21 protein-coding genes, 1 tRNA gene and 1 pseudogene are annotated in these 22,811 nt (G+C 69.3%); 11 read left to right on the top strand and 12 right to left on the bottom strand.

The window, feature by feature from the left end:
* Together EAO72_RS43375 and EAO72_RS27670 are read left to right on the top strand one after the other, a co-directional pair.
* On the top strand, nucleotides 1-373 hold a 373-nt coding region (locus EAO72_RS43375; protein ID WP_261991652.1), incomplete at its 5' end, for a hypothetical protein.
* Between the two features lie 33 nt (nucleotides 374-406).
* On the top strand, nucleotides 407-1,585 hold the full coding sequence (locus tag EAO72_RS27670) for a pyridoxal phosphate-dependent aminotransferase (RefSeq protein WP_148019893.1): 1,179 nt from the start codon (nucleotides 407-409) through the stop codon (nucleotides 1,583-1,585).
* A gap of 67 nt (nucleotides 1,586-1,652) precedes the next feature.
* Here EAO72_RS27670 and EAO72_RS27665 read toward each other — a convergent pair whose 3' ends face one another.
* On the bottom strand, nucleotides 1,653-2,216 hold the full coding sequence (locus tag EAO72_RS27665; protein ID WP_148019892.1) for a type III secretion system chaperone family protein: 564 nt from the start codon (nucleotides 2,214-2,216) through the stop codon (nucleotides 1,653-1,655).
* A 140-nt stretch (nucleotides 2,217-2,356) separates the two neighbouring features.
* Nucleotides 2,357-4,951, bottom strand: a complete 2,595-nt coding sequence (clpB, locus tag EAO72_RS27660) for an ATP-dependent chaperone ClpB (protein WP_148019891.1) — start codon at nucleotides 4,949-4,951, stop codon at nucleotides 2,357-2,359.
* Between the two features lie 229 nt (nucleotides 4,952-5,180).
* Here clpB and EAO72_RS27655 point away from each other — a divergent pair, with 229 nt between their 5' ends.
* Nucleotides 5,181-5,585 carry a pyridoxamine 5'-phosphate oxidase family protein gene (locus tag EAO72_RS27655; protein WP_148019890.1) on the top strand — a complete coding sequence of 135 codons (405 nt, stop codon included), beginning with the start codon at nucleotides 5,181-5,183 and terminating at the stop codon, nucleotides 5,583-5,585.
* 94 nt (nucleotides 5,586-5,679) lie between these two features.
* Here EAO72_RS27655 and EAO72_RS27650 read toward each other — a convergent pair whose 3' ends face one another.
* The 3 genes from EAO72_RS27650 to EAO72_RS27640 all read right to left on the bottom strand — a co-directional run bounded on the left by EAO72_RS27650 (nucleotide 5,680) and on the right by EAO72_RS27640 (nucleotide 7,296).
* Complete coding sequence (locus tag EAO72_RS27650) at nucleotides 5,680-6,552, bottom strand: hypothetical protein (RefSeq protein WP_148019889.1); 873 nt, start codon at nucleotides 6,550-6,552, stop codon at nucleotides 5,680-5,682.
* 194 nt (nucleotides 6,553-6,746) lie between these two features.
* A complete protein-coding gene (locus EAO72_RS27645; protein WP_136326604.1) occupies nucleotides 6,747-7,067 on the bottom strand; it encodes a Rieske (2Fe-2S) protein in 321 nt (106 codons plus the stop codon).
* Nucleotide 7,068: 1 nt separating this feature from the next.
* Nucleotides 7,069-7,296 (bottom strand): hypothetical protein, encoded by a 228-nt coding sequence (locus EAO72_RS27640; RefSeq protein WP_222724126.1) that lies wholly within the window; start codon nucleotides 7,294-7,296, stop codon nucleotides 7,069-7,071.
* A gap of 113 nt (nucleotides 7,297-7,409) precedes the next feature.
* Here EAO72_RS27640 and EAO72_RS27635 point away from each other — a divergent pair, with 113 nt between their 5' ends.
* The 3 genes from EAO72_RS27635 (at nucleotide 7,410) to EAO72_RS27625 (ending at nucleotide 10,570) form a co-directional block, all read left to right on the top strand.
* Nucleotides 7,410-8,420 (top strand): helix-turn-helix domain-containing protein, encoded by a 1,011-nt coding sequence (locus EAO72_RS27635; RefSeq protein WP_187285239.1) that lies wholly within the window; start codon nucleotides 7,410-7,412, stop codon nucleotides 8,418-8,420.
* Between the two features lie 189 nt (nucleotides 8,421-8,609).
* Nucleotides 8,610-9,590, top strand: coding sequence for a helix-turn-helix transcriptional regulator (locus EAO72_RS27630; RefSeq protein ID WP_148019888.1), 981 nt, complete (start codon nucleotides 8,610-8,612; stop codon nucleotides 9,588-9,590).
* Nucleotides 9,587-10,570, top strand: a complete 984-nt coding sequence (locus EAO72_RS27625; protein WP_148019887.1) for a helix-turn-helix transcriptional regulator — start codon at nucleotides 9,587-9,589, stop codon at nucleotides 10,568-10,570. Before EAO72_RS27630 ends, EAO72_RS27625 begins: the two co-directional genes overlap by 4 nt.
* Before the next feature lie 123 nt (nucleotides 10,571-10,693).
* Here EAO72_RS27625 and EAO72_RS27620 read toward each other — a convergent pair whose 3' ends face one another.
* From EAO72_RS27620 to dnaK, 4 genes are all read right to left on the bottom strand, one after another.
* Entirely contained in the window at nucleotides 10,694-11,140 is a 447-nt protein-coding gene (locus EAO72_RS27620) for a heat shock protein transcriptional repressor HspR (protein WP_093899393.1), read from the bottom strand.
* Nucleotide 11,141: 1 nt separating this feature from the next.
* Nucleotides 11,142-12,329, bottom strand: coding sequence for a molecular chaperone DnaJ (gene dnaJ, locus EAO72_RS27615; RefSeq protein WP_148019886.1), 1,188 nt, complete (start codon nucleotides 12,327-12,329; stop codon nucleotides 11,142-11,144).
* Nucleotides 12,330-12,398: 69 nt separating this feature from the next.
* Nucleotides 12,399-13,076 carry a nucleotide exchange factor GrpE gene (gene grpE, locus EAO72_RS27610; RefSeq protein ID WP_148019885.1) on the bottom strand — a complete coding sequence of 226 codons (678 nt, stop codon included), beginning with the start codon at nucleotides 13,074-13,076 and terminating at the stop codon, nucleotides 12,399-12,401.
* Nucleotides 13,073-14,926 (bottom strand): molecular chaperone DnaK, encoded by a 1,854-nt coding sequence (gene dnaK / locus EAO72_RS27605; RefSeq protein ID WP_148019884.1) that lies wholly within the window; start codon nucleotides 14,924-14,926, stop codon nucleotides 13,073-13,075. The genes grpE and dnaK overlap by 4 nt, the downstream gene beginning before the upstream one ends.
* A gap of 339 nt (nucleotides 14,927-15,265) precedes the next feature.
* On the opposite strand from dnaK, the gene EAO72_RS27600 reads away from it, so the two are divergent.
* The 4 genes and pseudogenes from EAO72_RS27600 to EAO72_RS27585 form a co-directional block, all read left to right on the top strand.
* Entirely contained in the window at nucleotides 15,266-15,976 is a 711-nt protein-coding gene (locus EAO72_RS27600) for a sugar transferase (RefSeq protein ID WP_148019883.1), read from the top strand.
* A 160-nt stretch (nucleotides 15,977-16,136) separates the two neighbouring features.
* Nucleotides 16,137-18,404: a (Fe-S)-binding protein gene (locus tag EAO72_RS27595; protein ID WP_148019882.1), complete on the top strand. Its 2,268-nt coding sequence runs from the start codon at nucleotides 16,137-16,139 to the stop codon at nucleotides 18,402-18,404.
* A 324-nt stretch (nucleotides 18,405-18,728) separates the two neighbouring features.
* Complete coding sequence (locus EAO72_RS27590) at nucleotides 18,729-19,829, top strand: FG-GAP repeat domain-containing protein (protein ID WP_410090545.1); 1,101 nt, start codon at nucleotides 18,729-18,731, stop codon at nucleotides 19,827-19,829.
* Nucleotides 19,830-19,898: 69 nt separating this feature from the next.
* Nucleotides 19,899-20,561 (top strand): annotated as a pseudogene (locus EAO72_RS27585) (Yip1 family protein); the annotation flags it as partial.
* Nucleotides 20,562-20,652: 91 nt separating this feature from the next.
* Here the strand turns inward: EAO72_RS27585 and EAO72_RS27580 are convergent.
* A complete protein-coding gene (locus EAO72_RS27580) occupies nucleotides 20,653-21,153 on the bottom strand; it encodes a phosphoribosyltransferase (protein ID WP_148019881.1) in 501 nt (166 codons plus the stop codon).
* Between the two features lie 6 nt (nucleotides 21,154-21,159).
* Nucleotides 21,160-21,735, bottom strand: a complete 576-nt coding sequence (dcd, locus tag EAO72_RS27575) for a dCTP deaminase (RefSeq protein WP_136326616.1) — start codon at nucleotides 21,733-21,735, stop codon at nucleotides 21,160-21,162.
* A gap of 513 nt (nucleotides 21,736-22,248) precedes the next feature.
* Between dcd and EAO72_RS27570 the strand changes: the two genes are divergently transcribed.
* Nucleotides 22,249-22,319 (top strand) — tRNA-Gly (locus EAO72_RS27570).
* Nucleotides 22,320-22,503: 184 nt separating this feature from the next.
* Here the strand turns inward: EAO72_RS27570 and EAO72_RS44155 are convergent.
* A complete protein-coding gene (locus EAO72_RS44155; RefSeq protein ID WP_410090544.1) occupies nucleotides 22,504-22,758 on the bottom strand; it encodes an HNH endonuclease in 255 nt (84 codons plus the stop codon).
* Nucleotides 22,759-22,811 lie beyond the last annotated feature (53 nt).

Genomic DNA, 22,811 nt, shown 5'->3' with positions numbered 1-22,811 from the left:
CTTCTCCGCCCTGTCCGGGGACGAGCTCGCGCACATCGCGGGGCTCCAGATCGACCGGCTCGCCAAGCGGCTGGCCGACCGGCAGCTCACCCTCGACGTCACCCCGGCCGCCCTGGCCTGGCTGGCCGAGGAGGGCAACGACCCGGCGCCCGCACTGCCCGCCCTGCGCCGCCCGGCCGACGACCGGCCGCGGTTGCCCGCGCTCACCAGCGCCGCGACGAGAAGCACGACCAGGGCCACGCACACCGCTATGACCACACCCACCACGGATCTCACGTCCTTCCGTTCCCCCGAAGCGAAAGTCCCCCGCTCCGTACCGATTCCTGCGTGTCAGGGGGATGCCCCCGTCCCCGTACGGCCAAAGCAGACTTGAGCAACTCCAGAGCTTCCGCGCAGGATGGCGGTCATGACACAGGGACGACCGCTGCTCAACCGCCGCCTCGCCGAGTTCGGCACGACGATCTTCGCGGAGATGTCCGCGCTGGCCGTCCGCACCGGCGCCATCAACCTCGGCCAGGGCTTCCCCGACACCGACGGCCCCGAGGAGGTCCGCGAAGCCGCGGTCCGTGCCCTGCGCGCCGGGCACGGCAACCAGTACCCACCGGGGCCCGGCGTCCCCGAGCTGCGTACCGCGATCGCGGCCCACCAGCAGCGCCGCTACGCCCTGTCGTACGACCCCGACACCGAGGTCCTCGTCACCGCGGGCGCCACCGAGGCCATCGCGGCCACGCTGCTGGCGCTCCTGGAGCCCGGCGACGAGGTCATCGCGCTGGAGCCGTACTACGACTCGTACGCCGCCTGCATCGCCATGGCGGGCGCCACCCGCGTCCCCGTGACCCTGCACCCCGAGCCGTCCACCGGCACCTACCGGCTGGACCTCGACGAACTGCGCGCGGCCGTCACCCCCCGCACCCGGCTGCTGCTGCTCAACACCCCGCACAACCCCACCGGCACCGTCCTGACCCGCGAGGAACTCGGCGCGATCGCCGGGCTTGCGTGCGAACGCGATCTCCTCGTCGTCACGGACGAGGTCTACGAACACCTGGTCTTCGAGGGCGAACACCTGCCGCTCGCCGGCTTCCCGGGGATGCGCGAGCGGACGGTCACCATCAGCTCGGCCGGCAAGACGTTCTCCTTCACCGGCTGGAAGGTCGGCTGGATCACCGCGAGCCCCGAGCTGGTGACGGCGGTGCGCTCGGCGAAGCAGTTCCTGACGTACGTCTCCGCAGGCCCGTTCCAGTACGCGGTCGCCGAGGCGCTGAGCCTGCCCGACAGCTACTTCGACGCGCTGCGCGCCGATCTGCGGGCCAAGCGCGATCTGCTGGGCGGCGGGCTCGCCGAGGCCGGGTTCGAGGTCTACCGGCCGGCGGGCACGTACTTCGTCACCACGGACATCCGCCCGCTCGACAGCAGCGGCGACGGCTTCGCGTTCTGCCGCTCGCTTCCGGAGCGGTGCGGGGTCGTGGCCGTCCCGAACGCGGTCTTCTACGACCATCGGGAGCAGGGCGCGCCCTTCGTGCGCTTCGCGTTCTGCAAGCGTACGGAGGTGCTGGAGGAGGCCGTCTCCCGGCTCAAGGGCCTGTGAAACGAAACGGCGCGGGGAACGGCCCCGGAAGGACCGTTCCCCGCGCCGTGACGGTGTCGCGGGTGGCTCAGGCGTCCGGAGCGGCCTGCTCCGTGCCGTCCGCCGGCTTCTCGTCGGCCGGTGCCAGGCCGAGGCGCTCCAGGAGCCACTTGTCGAACTCGATGGAGGCGCGCACCCAGCTGACCGTCGAGGAGACGAAGTGCTCCAGGGAGACGCCGGTGCCGATGAGCATCTGCGCCTCACCGATCAGCCGGACCGAGGTACCGGTGTCCTCGGAGCCCTCCTCGGGCTCGTGGGTGTGCGTGTAGACCTTGGGCCACAGGGTGCGGCGGTTCCAGTCGTCGATCGCGTCGAGGAGGACCGGGCGCTGGTCCGTGTCGTGCGGGCGGTCGTAGAACGTACGGACCGAGAAGACCTGCTGCTCGCCCTCGCCACGGAACATGAAATACGTGCGGAAGTCTTCCCACGGCGCCGCGAGGTCGCCCTCGTCGTCGACGACGTACTTCAGCTCCATCTGCTCCAGGAGCTGCTTGACGAGGTCCTGGTCAGGGACGACGGGGCCCTCCGGTCCTGCCGCCTGCGGTTCGGGCTGGCCCCCGAAGTTAGGAATCGAGGACGGATCGATGCTCACCGTAATTTCCCTTCGTGCGGTTGGCTGCCATCCTCTCCCATGCCGGGCGGGGCGTGGCAAGCCCGGACGGCCCCGATCCGCCACGAGCTGATATCCAGCCGGTGGGGACCGGGGCCGCCGTTACGCCACACGTGCTCCGGTCAGGCCGCCGCGCCGACGGTCAGACCGTCGCCTTCCCGGTCGACATGGACCGTGTCGCCGTCCGCGATCTCGCCCGCGATGATCTTCTTCGCGAGCCGGTCGCCGATCGCCGTCTGGATGAGGCGGCGCAGCGGCCGGGCACCGTAGGCCGGGTCGTTGCCCTCCTCGGCCAGCCAGGCCAGGGCGGCCGGGGTGACGTCGAGGGTGAGCTGCCGGTCGGCCAGCCGCTTGGCGAGCCGGTCGATCTGGAGCCCCGCGATGTGCGCGAGCTCGTCCCCGGACAGGGCGGAGAAGACCACCAGGTCGTCGAGCCGGTTGAGGAACTCCGGCTTGAAGGAGGCCCGCACGACCTCCAGGACCTGCCGCTTCTTCTCCTCGGGCTTGGTCAGCGGGTCGGTCAGGTACTGGCTGCCGAGGTTGGACGTCAGGATCAGGATGGTGTTGCGGAAATCCACCGTCCGGCCCTGTCCGTCGGTGAGCCGGCCGTCGTCGAGGACCTGGAGCAGGACGTCGAAGACCTCGGGGTGCGCCTTCTCCACCTCGTCCAGCAGGACGACGCTGTACGGGCGGCGGCGGACCGCCTCCGTGAGCTGGCCGCCCTCCTCGTAGCCGACGTACCCGGGCGGGGCGCCGACCAGCCGGGCCACGCTGTGCTTCTCGCCGTACTCGCTCATGTCGATGCGGACCATGGCCCGCTCGTCGTCGAAGAGGAAGTCGGCGAGCGCCTTCGCCAGCTCGGTCTTGCCGACCCCGGTCGGGCCGAGGAAGAGGAACGATCCGGTGGGCCGGTCGGGGTCGGCGATACCGGCCCGGGTGCGGCGTACCGCGTCCGAGACGGCCTGCACGGCCTCGGTCTGCCCGATGAGGCGCCGGCCGAGCTCCTGCTCCATGCGCAGCAGCTTCTGGGTCTCGCCCTCCAGCAGCCGGCCGGCCGGAATGCCGGTCCAGGCGCCGACGACGTCGGCGATGTCGTCCGGGCCGACCTCTTCCTTGACCAGGGTCTCCTTGGGTTCCTTCGCCGCTTCCTCTTCGGCCTCGGCGGCCTCGGCCAGCTCCCGCTCCAGGCCGGGGATCTCCCCGTACAGCAGCTTGGACGCGGTGTCGAAGTCGCCGTCGCGCTGGGCCCGTTCGGCCTGCCCGCGCAGGTCGTCGAGGCGTTCCTTCAGCTCACCGACGCGGTTGAGGCCCTGCTTCTCCTTCTCCCAGCGGGCGTTGAGGCCGCGCAGCTCCTCCTCCTTGTCGGCGAGGTCGCGGCGCAGCTTCTCCAGGCGCTGCCTGGACGCGGGGTCGGTCTCGTTCTTGAGGGCCAGCTCCTCCATGTGCAACCGGTCGACGGAGCGCTGGAGTTCGTCGATCTCGACGGGCGAGGAGTCGATCTCCATGCGGAGCCGGGATGCCGCCTCGTCGACGAGGTCGATGGCCTTGTCGGGAAGGAAGCGGGAGGTGATGTAGCGGTCGGAGAGCGTGGCGGCGGCGACCAGGGAGGCGTCCGCGATCTGCACCTTGTGGTGGGCCTCGTAGCGGCCCTTGAGCCCACGCAGGATCGCGATGGTGTCCTCGACGGACGGTTCGGCCACGAGCACCTGCTGGAAGCGGCGCTCCAGGGCGGGGTCCTTCTCGATCCGCTCGCGGTACTCGTCGAGTGTGGTGGCGCCGACCATCCGCAGCTCGCCGCGGGCCAGCATGGGCTTGAGCATGTTGCCCGCGTCCATGGCGGAGTCGCCTCCGGCGCCCGCGCCGACGACGGTGTGCAGCTCGTCGATGAACGTGATGATCTGGCCGTCGCTCTCCTTGATCTCGGAGAGAACGGTCTTCAGGCGTTCCTCGAACTCGCCGCGGTACTTCGCGCCCGCGACCATGGCGCCCAGGTCCAGCGAGACGAGCCGCTTGTTCTTCAGGGATTCGGGGACGTCGCCCTTGACGATGCGCTGGGCGAGCCCTTCGACGACGGCGGTCTTGCCGACGCCGGGCTCACCGATGAGCACCGGGTTGTTCTTGGTGCGGCGCGACAGCACCTGGACGACGCGGCGGATCTCCTGGTCGCGCCCGATGACCGGGTCGAGCTTGCCCTCGCGCGCGGCCGCGGTGAAGTCCGTACCGAATTTCTCCAGGGCCTTGTACTGGCCCTCCGGGTCGGGTGTGCTCACCCGGCGCCCTCCCCTGCTCTTCTCGAATGCGTCCAGCAGCCTCTTCGCACTGGCGCCCTGCCCGTCGAGGATCTCACCGGCACGGCCGCCCTTCGCCGCGATGCCGATGAGCAGGTGCTCGGTGGACAGGTAGTCGTCGCCGAGTTCCTTGGCCCGCCGGGCGGCGTCGTCGATGACGGCGAGCAGCTCGCGGTTGGGCTGCGGTGGCGCGACGGTCGAGCCGGTCACGCTGGGCTGGGCGCCCAGGAGCCGCTCGGTCTCGGTACGGATGGCGACCTGGTCGGCCTCGACCGCGGCCAGCAGATCGACGAGGTTCTCGTTGTCCTCGCCCGAGAGCAGCGCCAGCAGCAGATGCCCCGGGGTCAGATCGGGATGCCCGTCCTTCACGGCCCTGCTGGTGGCCGCGTTGATGGCGTCCCTGCTCCTGTTGGTCAGCTCGGCGTCCACGTGTGCTCTCTCCTCCTTGCGATGACTGGCCCGTCCTCATTACTGACACGGTCAACGTGCACAAAGTTGTGTCTATTCCACTCAAGGCGAAACCGGGCGCCCTTCGGGCCTCTCTTCCGCTCCCACCCTTCCCCTCTGCCCCTTCCGCTCCGGCCTTCCGCTCCGAGTGAACCGGCCGCTCCCCCCGCCCGCCACCGCAGCCGGCCCCGGGGCTGCCTAGGCTGGCGCCATGGCAGTCGACGTACGCAATCCCGGCCCGGAGTACCTCGCCTTCTGGCGCGAGTCCCATCTGTGCACCCTCACGACACCCCGCCCGGACGGCACCCCGCACGTGGTCCCGGTGTGCGTGACGTACGACCCCGAGGCCGGCCTCGCCCGCATCATCACCAACAAGAACAGCCGCAAGGTCGCCAACATCCTGGCCGCGGGCCCGGACGGCGCCCGCGTCGCGGCCTGCCAGGTGCACCGGGCCCGCTGGGCGACCCTGGAGGGCGTCGCGCGGGTGCGTACGGAGCAGGACAGGGTCGAGACGGCGGTACGCCGCCACACGGAGCGCTACGCGCGCACGCCCTCACCGAACCCGGACCGCGTCGTCATCGAGATCAGCCTGGACCGGGCGCTCGGCCACGGCTGACCGCTCAGGTTTCGGACCCGGCGCCCGACGCCGGGGTGCGGCACCACTCCCGGGCCCCTACCGGACCAGGGGCCCGGCGGCCCCGCGCCCGCCGTCAGCTGCCACCGCCCGCCCAGGGCCGGCGCGGCGGCACGGGCGGCGGCGCCATGGGCGCGGGCGCCTGCGACTGGACCGGGAGGGAGGCCGCGGCCTCCTCCTCGATCTGCGGAAGACCGTGCGGGAAGACCGGTCCGACGGCGACCGTGCGCCCGTCCACGGCGGCGTACATGCCCTCCCGGGCGGCGGCGTGCAGGGCCTCCCGCAGGGCGCGCGGCGGCTCGGTCCGCATCATGACCTTCTCCATGTCGGTGCCGCCGAGGCCCCGGACGAAGTCGGAGACGAACTGCGCGACGAGTTCGGTGCCGCGCCGGTTGCGCCACATCACCCAGCCCAGATAGAGGCTGGTGCCATAGGCGAACACCGAGAGGTAGGCGACGTAACTCCCGTCCCGGAGCACCATCCGGTGGGTCACCCGGGAGTGCTCGCCCCCGCCGCGGATACGGCGGAACACCGGCACCACCGGCAGCCGGCGCTCCCGGACGACCCTCGCGATCTCGGCGTACGCGGATTCGGCGTGCGTCGCCCGGCCGGCCAGCAGCACCCGCCACTCCCCGACCGGTTCGGCGATCCTCGACGCCAGGAACACGGCGACGAAGGCGATCATGGCGATCTGCAGGCCGATGCCCATGATTCCGAGGCCGCTCCGTGGATCGCCGGCCAGGGTGATGAGCCCGGCGAAGCCGAAGAGGAGAAGCACGCCGAACGCCGCGGCGGCGGCCCTCAGCAACACCGCCAGAAAAGCCTTCCCGTTCACCGAGTCGTCGAAGGAGACCTCCACCTCGCGGTGGAGCAACGTCTTGTCGAGGTAGGCGGCATCGCCGTCACCTCCGCGCCGGCCGGGTTGTTTGTCGACCTTGTGTCCGCTCATGAATGACCCTCGTGGTGGAAGGGCGGAGCATGGAGGACCGTGGCCCCACCCACACAGAGGCGAATTTCGACACCTTCTGTGCCGCTCCGACCGGAATGTCTCCGGGAGAAGCACAACGGCGCCACCGTGTTCAGGTCACGGTGGCGCCGTTGTGTGGGGGAGTGTCTGAGCGACGTGGTACGACGGGGGATCGCTCAGGCACTGCGGGGGGTGGCGGAGATGGTTTCGGGCTCGAACAGCTGGTGGTCACGCTGAGCGAGGTTCACAAAGATCATGTCGTACCGAATGGCACAGCGCACGGGCTGCGGCGCTCCGCGGGGCTTGCGGAGGCACCGGTAGGCGCGGAGTTCACCGTCGTCCTCACGGGCGACGACGACCGGGTCACCGAACAGAGTGACCATCAACGAATCACCACGGTGGGGGAGTGCCGTGACGAGGTCGATGAAATGCCACCCTGAGCGATAGGCGGTTGCCATCTCGCGCCGGAAGGTCCGGTCGTCCGGCGGCGTAGTCATGTCAGGCGCCCGCGCGGTCGGAAACGGGTGCCCAACTGATCTCACCAGCCGTCTTCGGCGCCTGGGCAAACCAGCTGATCTCACCGGGTGAGCTCGCAGCCTCGATGCTCCAGCTGATCTCGCCGGGCCCGGCTGCCGCCTCGGCACTCCAGCTGATCTCATCGCCGCTCGCCAGGACGGCAAAGCCCATTGCCGCGACGAATGAGACGGCAAGCGCCGAGCGAAGCATTCGCTTATACATAGTCGGCTTCGTCCTCACTTGTGGATTCTTCTCCCCCGCACCTAAGACGATGTCTCACCTGGGCACACGAACACCACCGAGTCGATGCATCATGTTCCTGCATGTTCAGGAACCTGGGGGGTGTAGATATGGCAACAAACAAGGCAGAAGAGACACATCGTCACGGGATCACCGAACTGTGCGCCGACGGAGCACACCTCTACGCCAGCGCGCTGCGTTCAGGGCGCATATCCCGAGCCGAAGTGGCTCCGGCCCCCTGCCTGATGGACTTCGCCCTCCTGCATCCGGATCCTGACGACCCCGACTGGCTGCGCCCTCTCCCGCCGTCCGCCGCACTCGCGCAGCGGCTCCACCCCATCGAGCGCGAGATCCAGGAACGCCGGCGCCGGTCCCTCGAACTGGCCGAATCATTCGAACCGTTCATGGACATCAGCGCACAGGATCCCCCCATCACCCACGCCATCACGGTGCTGGAGGGGAAGCATCGCATCAACGCAGCGCTGGACCTGGCCACGGCTGAATGCCGCACCGAGGTCCTCACGGTCCAGCCAGGAGGAGATCGCGGTGAGGACCGCCTGCGAGAAGGCCTGGAGCGCGGACTGCTGGTGGTGGACCGGGGGGTTGGCATGCGCACCCTGTACCAGCACACCGTCCGGCACAGCCAAGGCACCCTCGCCTACGCGGAACGCATGGCCGAGGGCAAAGTAGAGATCCGGACGCTCGAAGAACTCATCGCGCGCCTGATCGTCTTCGACCGCACCGTGGCCTTCATTCCCGCCAGCAACGACGACCAGATAGCGCTCGAACTGCGCCATCCCGGACTGGTCGAGTACTTGATCACGGTGTTCGAGCAGCTCTGGAATCGCGCATCGCCCTTGTTGGGCGCGCTGCCGTACGATCCGGCGCCCAAGGGCATCAGCGGCGTACAGCGCTCCATCGCCCAGCTTCTGGTCGAGGGCCATGTGGACGATTCGATAGCCCGCCGGCTGGGCATGAACGTCCGCACCTGCCGCGCTCACGTCGCCAAGCTGTCCGCCGTGCTGGGCAGCACCAGCCGCGCCCAACTCGGCTACCTGATAGCCCGGTCAGGAATCCTTGATCAGGACTCCTGACCGGGAACGACCCCAGCAGATCCCCGCCCCCCGGGCCGGAGGCGCAGCCACGCAACGGGGGAGAAGCGTGGCCGCGCCCTTCTGATCAGCCGGGGGAGTTCCCGGCTCCCCCGACAGGTCCACACTGGCCCGAGGACTACGCTTCCACCACCGTCATCTTGATGCACTGCCAAAAGTGGGGGGTCACGAATGGGCAGGGATGAGGACACACCGGCGCATGCGCACGGGGACCGCCACCTGTGCGACGCGGCCGTCACGGTGTACACCGAAGCCCTCCGCGCAGGACGGATACCCCGGACGGCGCTGCAGCCCGCACCGTGTCTGCTGGAGTTGGCACTCGTGCACCCGGACCCCCAGGACAGCGAATGGATCCGGCCGGTGCCACCGTCCGCGGCCCTCGCCCACCTGCTGCAGCCCGTCATACGGGAGATTCACGAGCGCATCAGGCTCTCCGCCGCGCTCGCGGATTCACTGGCTCCGCTGGCTTCCGTCGCCAGCACCGACCCCAACCTCTCCATCACCGTCCTCGAAGGCATCCCGCTGATCGAGACGGCCATTCAGAACGCCTTGGACAGTGCGCAGGAAGAAATCCTCACCCTTCAGCCGGGGAGCAGCCGCCCGGCTGAACAACTCAAGAAGGCACTGGCACGCGCCTTGTCCACGGTCGATCGCGGCGCCACGCTGCGCCACATCTACCAACACCCGGCGCGCTACAGCCCGACGCTCAAGACCTATCTGGCCGAGCTGCCACCCGGGCATATCCAGGTCCGCACCATCGAGCAGACCGTCGAGCGGCTCTTCATCTTCGACCGCACCGTGGCCTTCATCCCCGCCAACCCCAGGCGCGACGTGGCCCTGGAGATCCGTCACCCCGCGCTCGTCCGATACCTGATCCAGGTGTACGAGGTCCTGTGGGCCGAGGCCACCCCACTCACCGAACCGCTGCAGCCGCCTCCTCCGGGCGCCGCCGTCACCGCGGTCCAGCTCAGCATCGCGCGCCTCCTCGTCGAAGGTCACACCGACCAGGTGGTGGCCCGCAAACTCGGCATCAGCGTCCGCACCTGCCGTACGCACATCGCCAAACTCATGCAGACCTTCAACGCCACCAGCCGCACCCAACTGGGCGCCCTCCTCGCCCAGTCCGGATTCGCCGATCGCACTCCCGTATGACGACGGTCCCTCCGCACGAGCACAGCGACCGCGCCGTGTGCGACGCGGGGATGAGCGTCTACTCGGAGGCATGGGCCACCGGTCGCGTCTCCCGGACCGCCGCCACGCCGCTGCCCTGCCTCAGCGAGAACGCGCTCCTCGTGCCCGATCCGCTCGACAGCCGCTTTCTGCGCCCCGTGCCGCCGTCGGCAGCCCTCGCGCACCTGCTGCACCCCATCGCCCAAGGGCTCCTGGATCACGTAAGCGCCTCCGACCACCTGGTCAAGGCCCTGGCCCCGCTGGTCTCCTTCGACCACCACGTACCGCACCTCGCCATCACCGTGCTCAAGGGCCGCTCGACGGTCCAGGCATCCATCAACGAATCGGCACGCGGTGTGCGTGACGAGATCCTCACCCTTCAGCCCGGAAGCACCCGGTCACGAGAAGATTTGCAACGGGCCCTGTCGGGCACGCTGCCCACAGTGGAGCGAGGGGTTCGGGTGCGGCACATCTACCAGCACTCCGCGCGCTACAGCCCGGCCCTCAAGGCGTACCTGGGACAGCTGCCGAGCAGCCTCCTCCAGGTCCGCACCATGGAACAGGCCATCGAAGTCCTCATGATCTTCGACCGCACGGTCGCCTACGTCCCCGCCGAACCCGACCGCAGCGTGGCCCTGGAGATCCGCCACCCCGCGCTGGTCACCTTCCTCGCCCAGACGTACGAAACACTGTGGGCCCAGGCCACTCCCTTCGCCCAACAGCTCCCCACCGCCCTGCCCGGGACACCCGTCACCGCCGTCCAGCAGAGCATCGCCCGCCTCCTGATCGAGGGGAACCAGGACGAGGCCGTCGCCCGCACACTCGGGATCAGCGTCCGCACCTGCCGCGCCCACATCGCCAAGCTCATGCAGACCCTCGACGCCACCAGCCGCACCCATCTCGGCGCCCTCCTCGTCCGCTCCGGCATCGCCGAGCCTCCAGCGCCGCCGCCCACGGCGTGAGACCCCGCACCGCAAGGCACAACGGAGAGGCCCGCGGCGCCGCGCACGACGGAGAAGCCCGCCACCCTCGGCGTTCCGGGGTGACGGGCTCCTCGTACGGGCTCTTCGGGGAAGGGGCCCCGGTCAGTCCTTCGGCCGCTTCGGCCGCCAGACCACCAAAGCGCTGGTCTGCTGCACGTCCTGATACGGCACCAGGTCGCGCCGGTACGAGGCGTGCACCTGGGCCTCACGCTGCTGCATGGCCACCGCCGCCCCGTCCACGGCCGCCGAGAGCTCGGCGACGCGCTGCTGGAGCGCTGCGACCTGGTTCTCCAGTTCGATGATGCGCTTGATTCCGGCCAGGTTGATGCCCTCGTCCTGCGACAGCTGCTGCACGGTGCGCAGCAGCTCGATGTCGCGGGCCGAGTAGCGCCGTCCGCGCCCGGCCGTACGGTCGGGCGAGACGAGGCCGAGGCGGTCGTACTGGCGCAGCGTCTGCGGATGCAGGCCCGAGAGCTGGGCCGCGATCGAGATCACGTACACCGGGGATTCATCGGTGAGTTCGTACGGATTGCGTCGTCGGCCGTCCACCTCAAGCTCCCTTCGCTGCCTGGAACAGCTCCGCCCGCGGGTCCTGGTCCGCGGTCGCCTTCCGGTAGGCCTCCAACGCGTCCCGGGCTTCGGTGCCCAGGTCCGTGGGGACCGTCACCTCGACGGTGACCAGCAGGTCGCCGCGGGTGCCGTCCTTGCGGACCGCGCCCTTGCCCCGGGCCCGCATGGTACGCCCGCCGGGTGTGCCGGCCGGAAGCTTCAGGGTGACCGGCGGTCCGCCGAGCGTGGGGACCTTCACCTCGCCGCCGAGCGCCGCCTCCGTGAAGGTGACGGGCACGGTGACCGTGAGGTTGTCGCCCTTGCGGCCGAAGACCGGGTGGGCGTCGACGTGGACGACGACGTAGAGATCGCCGGCCGGTCCGCCGCGCTCGCCCGGGGCGCCCTTGCCGCGCAGCCGGATCCGCTGGCCGTCGAGGACGCCCGCCGGGATCCTGACCTGCATGGTGCGGGACGACTTCGCCCGGCCGCTGCCCTTGCAGACCTCGCAGGGGTCCTGGGCGATGAGGCCCCGGCCCTTGCAGTCCACGCAGGGATCGGTGAGCGAGAAGCCGCCGCCGCTGCCGCGCGAGACCTGGCCGGTGCCGACGCAGGTCGGGCAGACCCTGGGGGTGCCGTTCTTGTCGCCGGTGCCGGAACACGCCTTGCAGGGCGCCTGGCTGGACATCCGCAGCGGGACCGTGGCCCCGTCGACCGCCTCGGTGAAGCTGAGCGTCACCTCGGACTCGATGTCCTGGCCGCGGCGGGGCTGCACCCGGGTGCCGGTGGTGCCGCCCCGGTTGAAGAGGCCGCCGAAGACATCTCCCAGGCCGCCGCCGCCGAAACCGCCGGCGCCGCCCTGCTGGCCCCCGCCCGGGGCACCTCCGAAGAGGTCCCCCAGGTCGAAGTTGAAGTTGCCCTGGGCGCCGCCGGGTCCGGCGCGGAAGCCACCGTTGCCGAACAGGGCGCGCGCCTCGTCGTACTCCTTGCGCTTCTTGGCGTCACCGAGGACGTCGTTCGCCTCGGAGATCTCCTTGAAGCGCCCTTCCGCCTTGTCGTCGCCCTTGTTGGCGTCCGGGTGGAACTCGCGGGCGAGCTTCCGGTACGCCTTCTTGATCTCGGCGTCGGTGGCGTCCTTCGGGACGCCGAGAACCTTGTAGTAGTCCTTCTCGACGAAGTCCTTCGTACTCATCGACGTCCCTCCTTCCGGACGCCCGGCCGGGGGGCCGGGTGGTGTGCTGCCAGGTGGTCGGACGGAATGTCAGACCTCCTCGCCGCCACCGCTCTCCTCGTCGTCGGTCTTCTCTTCCTTGCCCGCGGGGGTCGCCCCCGGCTGGGGTTCGGCCACCGCCACCCGCGCGGGGCGGATGGTGCGCTCGCCGATCCGGTACCCGGGCTGCAGAATCGCCACGCAGGTCGTCTCCGTGACGTCCGGCGCGTACGAGTGCATCAGGGCCTCGTGGATCGTCGGGTCGAAGGGCTCGCCCTCCTTGCCGAACTGCTGCAGTCCGAGCTTGGCGACGACCGTCTCCAGCGATTCGGCCACCGACTTGAACCCGCCGACGAGCTCACCGTGCTCGCGGGCCCGGCCGACGTCGTCGAGCACGGGCAGGAGCTCGGACAGGAGACCCGCGACAGCGATCTCCTTGACCGTGACCCGGTCCCGCTCCACGCGGCGGCGGTAGTTCTGGTACTCGGCCTGGAGCCGCTGGAGGTCGCCCGTGCGCTCGGAGAGCGCGGTGCGGACCTGGTCCAGCTGGGCGGTCAGGGCCGTCGTCCGGTTCGCGTCCGTCTGGTGGTCATCCGTCTGGTTCGCGTCCCCGGCCGGGGCCGCCGCCTCCTCCGAAGAGGGGGTGGCGGCCTTCGGCTCGGCGTCGTCAGGGGTGGCGCCGGAGGGGACGTCGGGCTTCTCCTCGAAGCCCGGAGTCTCCTCGGTCACGCCGCACCGCCCTTGGAGTCCTTCTCGTCGTCGACGATCTCGGCGTCGACGACATCGTCATCGGCCTTGGCCTGCTCGGCACCCGGCTGCGCGTCGGCCTGCGGGCCACCCTCGGCCTGGGCGTTGGCGTACATCGCCTGGCCCAGCTTCTGGGAGACGGCCGCGACCTTCTCGGTGGCCGTACGGATCTCGGCGGTGTCCTCGCCCTTGAGCTTCTCCTTCAGCTCGGTGAGCGCGGTCTCCACCTCCGTCTTCACGTCACCGGGGACCTTGTCCTCGTTGTCCTTGAGGAACTTCTCCGTCTGGTAGACGAGCTGTTCGCCCTGGTTGCGGGACTCGGCGGCCTCGCGACGGCGGTGGTCCTCGTCCGCGTACTGCTCGGCCTCTTCACGCATCCGGTTGACCTCGTCCTTCGGCAGCGAGGAGCCACCGGTGACGGTCATCTTCTGCTCCTTGCCGGTGCCGAGGTCCTTGGCGGCGACGTGCATGATGCCGTTGGCGTCGATGTCGAACGCGACCTCGATCTGCGGCACACCGCGCGGGGCCGGCGGCAGACCGGTCAGCTCGAACATCCCGAGCTTCTTGTTGTACGCCGCGATCTCGCGCTCGCCCTGGTAGACCTGGATCTGCACGGACGGCTGGTTGTCCTCGGCCGTCGTGAAGATCTCGGAACGCTTGGTCGGGATCGTGGTGTTGCGCTCGATGAGCTTGGTCATGATCCCTCCCTTGGTCTCGATACCGAGGGACAGCGGGGTGACGTCGAGGAGCAGGACGTCCTTGACCTCGCCCTTGAGGACACCGGCCTGGAGCGAGGCGCCGATGGCGACGACCTCGTCCGGGTTCACACCCTTGTTGGCGTCCTGGCCGCCCGTGAGCTCCTTGACGAGCTCGGCGACGGCCGGCATACGGGTCGAGCCACCGACGAGAACGACGTGGTCGATCTCGGAGAGCTGGATGCCCGCGTCCTTGATGACGTTCTGGAACGGGTTCTTGCAGCGGTCCAGGAGGTCCGCGGTGAGCTGCTGGAACTGCGAGCGCGTGAGCTTCTCGTCCAGGTGCAGCGGGCCCTCGGCCGACGCCGTGATGTAAGGCAGGTTGATCGAGGTCTCCGTCGAGGACGACAGCTCGATCTTCGCCTTCTCCGCGGCTTCGCGGAGACGCTGGAGAGCCATCTTGTCCTTGGACAGGTCCACGCCGTGCCCGTTGGCGAACTGCTTCACCAGGTAGTCGACGACACGCTGGTCCCAGTCGTCACCACCGAGGTGGTTGTCGCCGTTGGTGGCCTTGACCTCGACGACGCCGTCGCCGATCTCCAGGAGCGACACGTCGAAGGTGCCGCCACCGAGGTCGAAGACGAGGATCGTCTGGTCGTCCTTGTCGAGCCCGTACGCCAGGGCGGCGGCCGTCGGCTCGTTGACGATACGCAGGACGTTCAGGCCCGCGATCTCGCCGGCCTCCTTCGTCGCCTGACGCTCGGAGTCGTTGAAGTACGCCGGGACGGTGATGACCGCGTCGGCCACCTTCTCGCCCAGGTACGCCTCGGCGTCACGCTTGAGCTTCTGCAGGATGAAGGCGCTCATCTGCTGCGGGTTGAAGCTCTTGCCGTCGATCTCGATCTTCCAGTCAGTGCCCATGTGGCGCTTGACCGAACGGATCGTCCTGTCGACGTTCGTCACTGCCTGGCGCTTGGCGACCTCGCCGACCAGAACCTCGCCGTTCTTCGCGAAGGCGACGACGGACGGCGTGGTCCTGGCGCCTTCGGCGTTGGTGATGACGGTGGGCTCGCCGCCTTCGAGAACGCTGACGACGGAGTTAGTCGTGCCCAGGTCGATGCCGACCGCACGTGCCATTTCAATTCCTCCAACTGACTACTTGAGTGGATCTGACTCAAGGATGCATGACACCCGCCCCGGAGTCAACAGACCTGAGTCGAGGCGACTCAATTATCGTGCACGCACCCCTCACCACCAGGCAAAACCCCGCACCCAGTGACGGCGGACACCCTGCACATACGCCCCCATCAGCGGCACATCGGCTCGCATACGGGCGACACCTGCCGAGCCCCACGGGCCACACGCCGCTCCCCATCATCGCCTCATGGGATCGTTCTGTCACAAAATGCCGTGAGCCGCGCAAAACCGGCACACGATCCACCGGCTCCGGTCGGCCGACCCAGGCAGGCGCGCACCATGCAGACGCAAGGGCAAGGACACAGGCAAGGACGGAGCCATGGGCCCAGGCGGCGGCCGGGGCCCACAGGCCGCCGCCGGCAGCCGACGCGGCCGCTCCACCTCCCGGCCCCCCGGAGATCCCTGCGGGCCCTGACCCGGACACCCCTGCCCCGCCTCTCCGCGAAACGCGCCCTGGACCTGGCGCTCGGTTCGGCCCTCCTGGTCCTGGCCGCCCCCCTCCTCGCCGCAGCCGCTCTGACCCTGGCCGCCCAGCGCGGATCCGGAGGCGTACTGACGCGCTCGACCCGGCTGGGGGCGGACGGCAGACCGTTCGTCCTGCGGTCGCTGCGCACCCGGCGGCTCCGGCTTCACGTGATCTCCCGGCTCCCCCACGTCGTGCGGGGCGAGCTCTCGCTGGTCGGCCCGGCCCCGCTCGCACCGGGCGACGTACGTGCCCGGCCGGCCGGTGCGAGAGACTGGCGGCGGGAACTGAAGCCCGGCCTGACCGGCCTGGCCCAGATCCGCCACCGCTCGGCCCTGCCGTGGGACGAGCCGGACCTCCTCGACCAGCACTATGCCGAGCACCACCGGCCCGGCCTGGACCTGGCGATCCTCGCGGAGGCCCTCGGTGCGCCCCTGTACCGGGCGGCCCGAAGCCTCGCCGGGCACGGCAAGGCAGACCTGAGCGACACAGATCACCGCCGGCCCGGCTACAGGACGGCGGAATAAGTGGATAGTGTCAGCACAGACTGATTAAGTTACTGCTTAGTAATCGCATAGCCATCACTCGCACAGCCATCCATCGCACAGCCATCACCTGAGTACCGAGTACCGAGTAATCAGCGAACATCGCTGGAACCCACCCCTCGCAGGCCCGAGGAGCCCCCAAATGCAACTCGCCGCGATCATCGTGTCGCTGGTGCTGACCGTCGTCGGCGTTGCGCTCATCGCCCGAGCGGTCGCGCAGATCTACCGGTTCGTCCGTCTCGGACAGCCGGTCCCGGCAGGCAGCCGCACCGACGACCCCAAGCAGCGCACGATCACCCTGGTCAAGGAGTTCCTCGGCCACACCCGGATGAACCGGTGGGGCATCGTGGGCTTCGCGCACTGGTTCGTCGCGATCGGCTTCCTGACGCTGCCGCCGACGCTGCTCCAGGCGTACGGACAGCTCTTCAAGGCCGACTGGGTGCTGCCGGTCATCGGTGAATGGCTGCCGTTCGAGCTCTACATCGAGTTCATCGGCCTGATGACGACGGTCGGCATCCTCGTGCTGATCGCCATCCGGCTGCTGAACCTCCCCTCGCGGGCCGGCCGCAAGTCCCGGTTCGCGGGCTCCAAGGCCTGGCAGGCGTACTTCGTCGAGTACGTCATCCTCGTCATCGGCCTGGCGATCCTGACGCTGCGCGGCCTCGAGGGCGCGATCCACCACGTCGACGGCTACGAGGCCGCGTACTTCGTCTCGTACCCGCTGGTCCTCGCCTTCAAGGGACTCGCGCTCGGCACGCTGCAGAACCTCATCTACTTCACCGCGATGGTCAAGATCGGCGTCTCGCTGATCTGGATGATCACGGTCTCGCTCAACACCAACATGGGTGTCGCCTGGCACCGCTTCCTCGGCTTCCCGAACATCTGGTTCAAGCGGAACGCCGACGGCGAGGTCGCGCTGGGCGCGCTCCAGCCGATGACCTCGGCCGGCCAGGAGATCGACTGGGAGGACCCGGCCGAGGACGCCGTCTTCGGTGTCTCCCAGGTCGAGCAGTTCTCCTGGAAGGGCATCCTCGACTTCTCCACCTGCACGGAGTGCGGCCGCTGCCAGTCGCAGTGCCCCGCCTGGAACACCGGCAAGCCGCTCTCCCCGAAGCTCCTGATCATGTCCCTGCGCGACCACGCGCACGCCAAGGCCCCGTACCTGCAGGCCGGCGGCGGAAAGGACATGGAGGGCAACGAGAAGGCCACCGAGGAGCAGCTCAAGGACGTTCCGGCCGCCGCTCTCGCCGAGGCCGAGCGCCCCCTGATCGGCACGGTCGAGGAGAACGGCGTCATCGACCCGGACGTCCTCTGGTCCTGCACCACCTGCGGTGCGTGCGTGGAGCAGTGCCCGGTCGACATCGAGCACATCGACCACATCGTCGACATGCGCCGCTACCAGGTGATGATCGAGTCCGCGTTCCCGTCCGAGGCGGGCACGATGCTCAAGAACCTGGAGAAGAAGGGCAACCCCTGGGGGCTCGCCAAGAAGCAGCGCGTCGAGTGGACCAAGGAGGTCGACTTCGAGGTCCCGATCGTCGGCAAGGACGTCGAGGACCTCACCGAGGTCGACTACCTCTACTGGGTCGGCTGCGCCGGCGCCCTGGAGGACCGCGCGAAGAAGACCACCAAGGCCTTCGCGGAACTCCTCCACATCGCGGGCGTCAAGTTCGCGATCATGGGCGGCGACGAGAAGTGCACGGGTGACTCGGCCCGCCGCCTGGGCAACGAGCCGCTGTTCCAGCAGCTCGGCCAGGAGAACGTCGCGATGCTGAACATGGCGTTCGGCGAGGACGACGAGGACGACTCGACGAAGAAGGCGAAGGCGACGAAGAAGATCGTCGCCACCTGCCCGCACTGCTTCAACACCATCGCCAACGAGTACCCGCAGCTCGGCGGCGAGTACGAGGTCATCCACCACACGCAGCTGCTCCAGCACCTGGTGGACGAGGGCAAGCTGATCCCGGTGACGCCGGTCGAGGGTCTGATCACGTACCACGACCCCTGCTACCTGGGCCGGCACAACAAGATCTACACGCCCCCGCGCGAGATCATCGCGAAGGTCCCGGGTCTGCGGAACGAGGAGATGCACCGCCACAAGGAGCGCGGCTTCTGCTGCGGCGCCGGTGGTGCCCGGATGTGGATGGAGGAGCGGATCGGCAAGCGCATCAACAACGAGCGCGTCGACGAAGCCCTCTCCCTCAACCCGGACATCGTCTCCACCGCCTGCCCGTTCTGCCTCGTCATGCTGACCGACTCGGTCAACGGCAAGAAGAACGACGGCAAGGCGAAGGAGTCGATCCAGGTGGTCGACGTGTCGCAGCTGCTGCTCGACTCCGTGAAGACCCCGGCCGACCCCGCGGGCGAGCCGGAGACGGCTGACGCGCCGGAGCCGGAACCGGTGAAGTAACCGGAACCGCGCCACCGCGTTGCACAAGCGGCCGGACCTGCCTCGGGGGCAGGACCGGCCGCTTCTGCTTTACGGCTCCGGTGGCGCATGATGTGGGGCGGCCGGGACGGAAGTGTCGGCCGGGACGGCCACGACGTACGAGGTATTCCTGCGGGGATACGTATTCGGAGGTATCCCGTGCGGATACGCATCGCAGGGACGACAACGAGAGCGACCACGCGAACCGGACCGACAACCGGCACAGCAGCACTCACGCGAACCGGACCGACAACCGGCACAGCAGCACCCACGCGAACCGGACGGACCACCGGCACAGCAGCGGCGATCGGCGCCCTCTGCGCCTGCGGCGTCCTCCTGCTGGCGGCCTGCACGGGCTCCCCCGCCTCCTCGGCCCCCAAGAACGGCGATGCTCCGCCCACCGCCCTGGCCGGCCTGGCGGGCGCCCAGCGCCACGCCGTCCCGCACGGCACCGGCAGCCGCGTCCCCGACGACTTCAACGGCGACGGCCACCGCGACCTCGTCCTGGACGACCTGGTGAAACCGGCGGCCGACCGCCACGGCGACGACGCCGGGATCGGCATCGTGTACGGCTCCGCCACCCGCGGCCTCGACCCCTCGGTACGCCAACTGCTCAGCGCGCGTACGAACGCCGCCAAGTCCGGCGACACCCTCCCCGCGGCCTTCGACGCCGAGGCGTCGTGCGACCTGGACAAGGACGGCTTCACCGATCTGATCGTGGCCACCGACCCCCCGTACAACGGCATCGGCCGCCCGCCCGTCCCGCTCCAGATCCTCTTCGGCTCGCCCGCGGGCCTCACCGGCAAGGCGGTCACGCTGCGCATCCCGGACCGGGCCCGCTTCGGCAACGAGTGGCCCGACCACCCCGTCTGCGGCGACTTCGACGGCGACGGGAAGCCGGATCTGGCCGTGACGGCGAGCGCGGGCCGGTTCAGCTTCCTGCGGGGCCCGTTCACCCGCGACGGCCGCCCGCACGCCGCCGGCGGCACGATCCCGGGAGCCGGCCCCGCCCTGTCGGCCCCCGAGCCCCGGACGGACACGAACGGCGACGGGTACGACGACCTGGTCTACACCGCCCTCCCCCATGCACCCGGAACCGCCGGCAAGGGCACGCTGCTGCTCGGCAGCCCGGACGGACCGGGCCGCCCGGGCGGCCCGTACCGCTTCGGCGCCCCGGCCACGGACCTCCCGACGGCACCGCTGCGCAAGACGGCGGGCAGCCCCGCGGCGCCCCGTGCGGAAACGACTCTTCTCCAGCGGTACGCGGACTTCGACGGTGACGGGAAGCCGGACACGGTGGTCCGTACGCACCGGGGCGAAGCAGCGGACCTGATCGCGCTGTACCCGGCGGCGACGCCCGACCGCCCGCTGATCACGTTCACCAGCGCCCTCTTCACAGCGGGCTGAGGACAGCCCCCCAGGGTTCCCCTAGGGGATGTCACAGCTAGGCGGCAAAGGCGGCCCAGTTCCCCCGCCCCCCCCCAGGGCGACCCGTACGCGAACAGCCCCGGTCACACCCAGGCCTTCAGCATCAACGAGGACCCGTACGGCGACGGCAACACCTACCGCGCCGGCCAGGCCCCCGCCCAGCCCGCGGGCCCGCGCCTGCACTGGAAGCAGCTGCTGAGCGGCATCGTGACGCGCCCCGGGCCGACGTTCTGGCAGATGCGCGACTACCCCGTCTGGGGCCCGGCGCTCGTCGTCACGTTCCTCTACGGCCTGCTGGCGCTGTTCGGCTTCGACGAAGCCCGCGACGACGCGATCAACGCCCCGGTCGGCAACGCGATCCCCTACGTCATCATCACGGGCGTCGGCTTCGTGCTCGGCGGCCTGGTACTCGGCGCGGTCACCCACACCCTCGCCCGCCAGCTCGGCGGTGACGGCGCGTGGCAGCCGACCGTGGGCCTCTCGATGCTGATCATGTCGATCACGGACGCTCCGCGCCTGGTCTTCGCGCTCTTCCTGGGCGGCGAGAACTCCCTGGTCCAGATCCTCGGCTGGATCACCTGGCTGGCGGCGGCGGCCCTGCTCACCTCGATGGTGAGCAAGTCCCACGACCTGCCGTGGCCGAAGGCGCTGGGCGCGTCGGCAATCCAGCTGCTGGCCCTGGTCTCGATCCTCAAACTGGGCACCATCTAGAAGTGGCGAGAGCCCCCGCGCCCCCTTCCAGGGGCGCGGGGGCTCTCGCCCTTTCCGTCCGTCGGTCCGTCCGTCCGCCTATTTCCGTCCGTCAGGCGTCCAGAACCTGCCCGCTGCGCCGCACGACCGGCTTCTCCACGCTCCAGGGGAAGTTGATCCAGCGATCGGTCTTCTTCCACACGTACTCGCACTTCACGAGCGAATGCGACTTCTCGTAGATCACGGCGGAGCGCACCTCGGCGACATGGCCGACACAGAAGTCGCGCACCAGCTTCAGCGTCTTGCCGGTATCGGCGACATCGTCGGCGATGAGGACCTTCTTCGCCGAGAAATCAATGGCATTGGGCACGGGCGCCAGCATGACGGGCATGTCCAGCGTGGTGCCCACCCCCGTGTAGAACTCCACATTCACCAGATGGATGTTCTTGCAGTCCAGCGCGTACGCCAGCCCGCCCGCGACGAACACCCCGCCCCGCGCGATGGACAGCACCACATCCGGCTCGTACCCGTCATCGGCCACGGCCTGCGCCAGCTCCCGCACGGCGTGCCCGAAGCCGTCGTACGTCAGGTTCTCCCGCACGTCGTCACTCACCGGGCATCACACCTGCGTCCGGTGGAAGTTCATAAACGAACGCGACGCGGTCGGCCCCCGCTGTCCCTGGTACCGCGACCCGTAGCGCTCGGAGCCGTACGGGAACTCCGACGGAGAACTCAGCCGGAACATGCACAGCTGCCCGATCTTCATCCCCGGCCAGAGCTTTATCGGCAGCGTCGCCAGATTCGACAGCTCCAGGGTCACGTGCCCGGAGAACCCCGGGTCGATGAACCCGGCCGTCGAATGCGTCACCAGCCCGAGCCGGCCGAGCGAACTCTTGCCCTCCAGCCGCGAGGCCAGGTCGTCGGGCAGCGAGATGACCTCGTACGTGGACGCGAGCACGAACTCCCCGGGGTGCAGGATGAACGCCTCGTCCCCGTCCGGCTCGACGGTACGGGTCAGATCGGCCTGTTCGACGGCCGGATCGATATGCGGATAGCGGTGGTTCTCGAACACCCGGAAATAGCGGTCGAGCCTCACGTCGATGCTCGACGGCTGCACCATCGACGCGTCGAAAGGATCAATACGTACGCGTCCGGCGTCGATCTCGGCCCGGATGTCCTTGTCTGAGAGAAGCACCCACCGAGGATACGCAGAACGCGCGGGCCCACCCCCATCGGGCCGCCCGCGCGCCTGTCGCCATCTTCCCGGAAGCCCTACCGCTCCTCGAACACCACGGGCACGGCATGCCGCAACCGGGCGCAACGAGGACAGCGGATAAGCCGCCCGGGACCGATCCGCCCGGACCCGAGCTGCTGCATCGGGAACGAGGCGGTAGCGAAAACGTGCCCTTCGGCACAGCGGACGACGGTGCGCTCCATGGAGTCCATCAAGTCCCTTCCCCATCAAGCCGTGGACGAGAAAGCCACATTAGGGGATGAACAGGACGCCACCGCACGCGGCACTCCGACCACCCACGCTACGCCCCCAACTCCCGCACAACACACCCCCGTCCACCACCGCCCACCCCACCGGACTCCCGCCGGATCCCACCACGCCTCCCCGCGCGCCTCACGCCGGGGCTCATGCCTCGGGGGGGCCGCAATGGGGTACAGTGTGGGACGATGCGTCGCTGGTCAGCCAGTGCGCTACGCGGGTGTAGTTTAATGGTAGAACATGAGCTTCCCAAGCTCAGAGCGCGAGTTCGATTCTCGTCACCCGCTCTTCGATGAAGGCCCTGGTCAATGACCGGGGCCTTTCTTGTTGTCTAGACCTCTTGTCGAGTGTCGTGCCCTCCGCGTGCCCCATCTCGCACGAATGCCCTGCTCGGAAGGCGCGCAGGGCACCACCTCGTACTGCTTGCGTCATGCCTCGCCTAGGCGATCCCCGCCAGACCCGAGAATCGCCTCATGTGTAGCGGGGGGACTTTTTCCCGAGGCGCCACTCCATGACGGTCCGATCGCCTTTCGCGAGGTTGCAGTGGGGACAGGCAGGGACCAGGTTTCCGATGCCGTCGACTCCGCCCCTGGAGATGGGGACGACGTGCTCCTGATGAAGAGACGAGGATCTTTCGCCACAGTAGGCGCAACCGTTCCCATACTGGCTCCAGAGCCTGGAGAGGTCACGATCGGTCACGTTGTATCGCGCGGCTTGGGCGAGCATCGCGCGGCGCTGGTGGTTTCCGCGGCGCTTTGCGGCCCGGACCCTCTCCCGGT

The sequence above is a fragment of the Streptomyces sp. OR43 genome (assembly GCF_008042275.1).
Taxonomy (GTDB): domain Bacteria; phylum Actinomycetota; class Actinomycetes; order Streptomycetales; family Streptomycetaceae; genus Streptomyces.
Note: the sequence above shows the minus strand (reverse complement) of the source record. Positions and strands in the feature narration are given on the sequence as shown.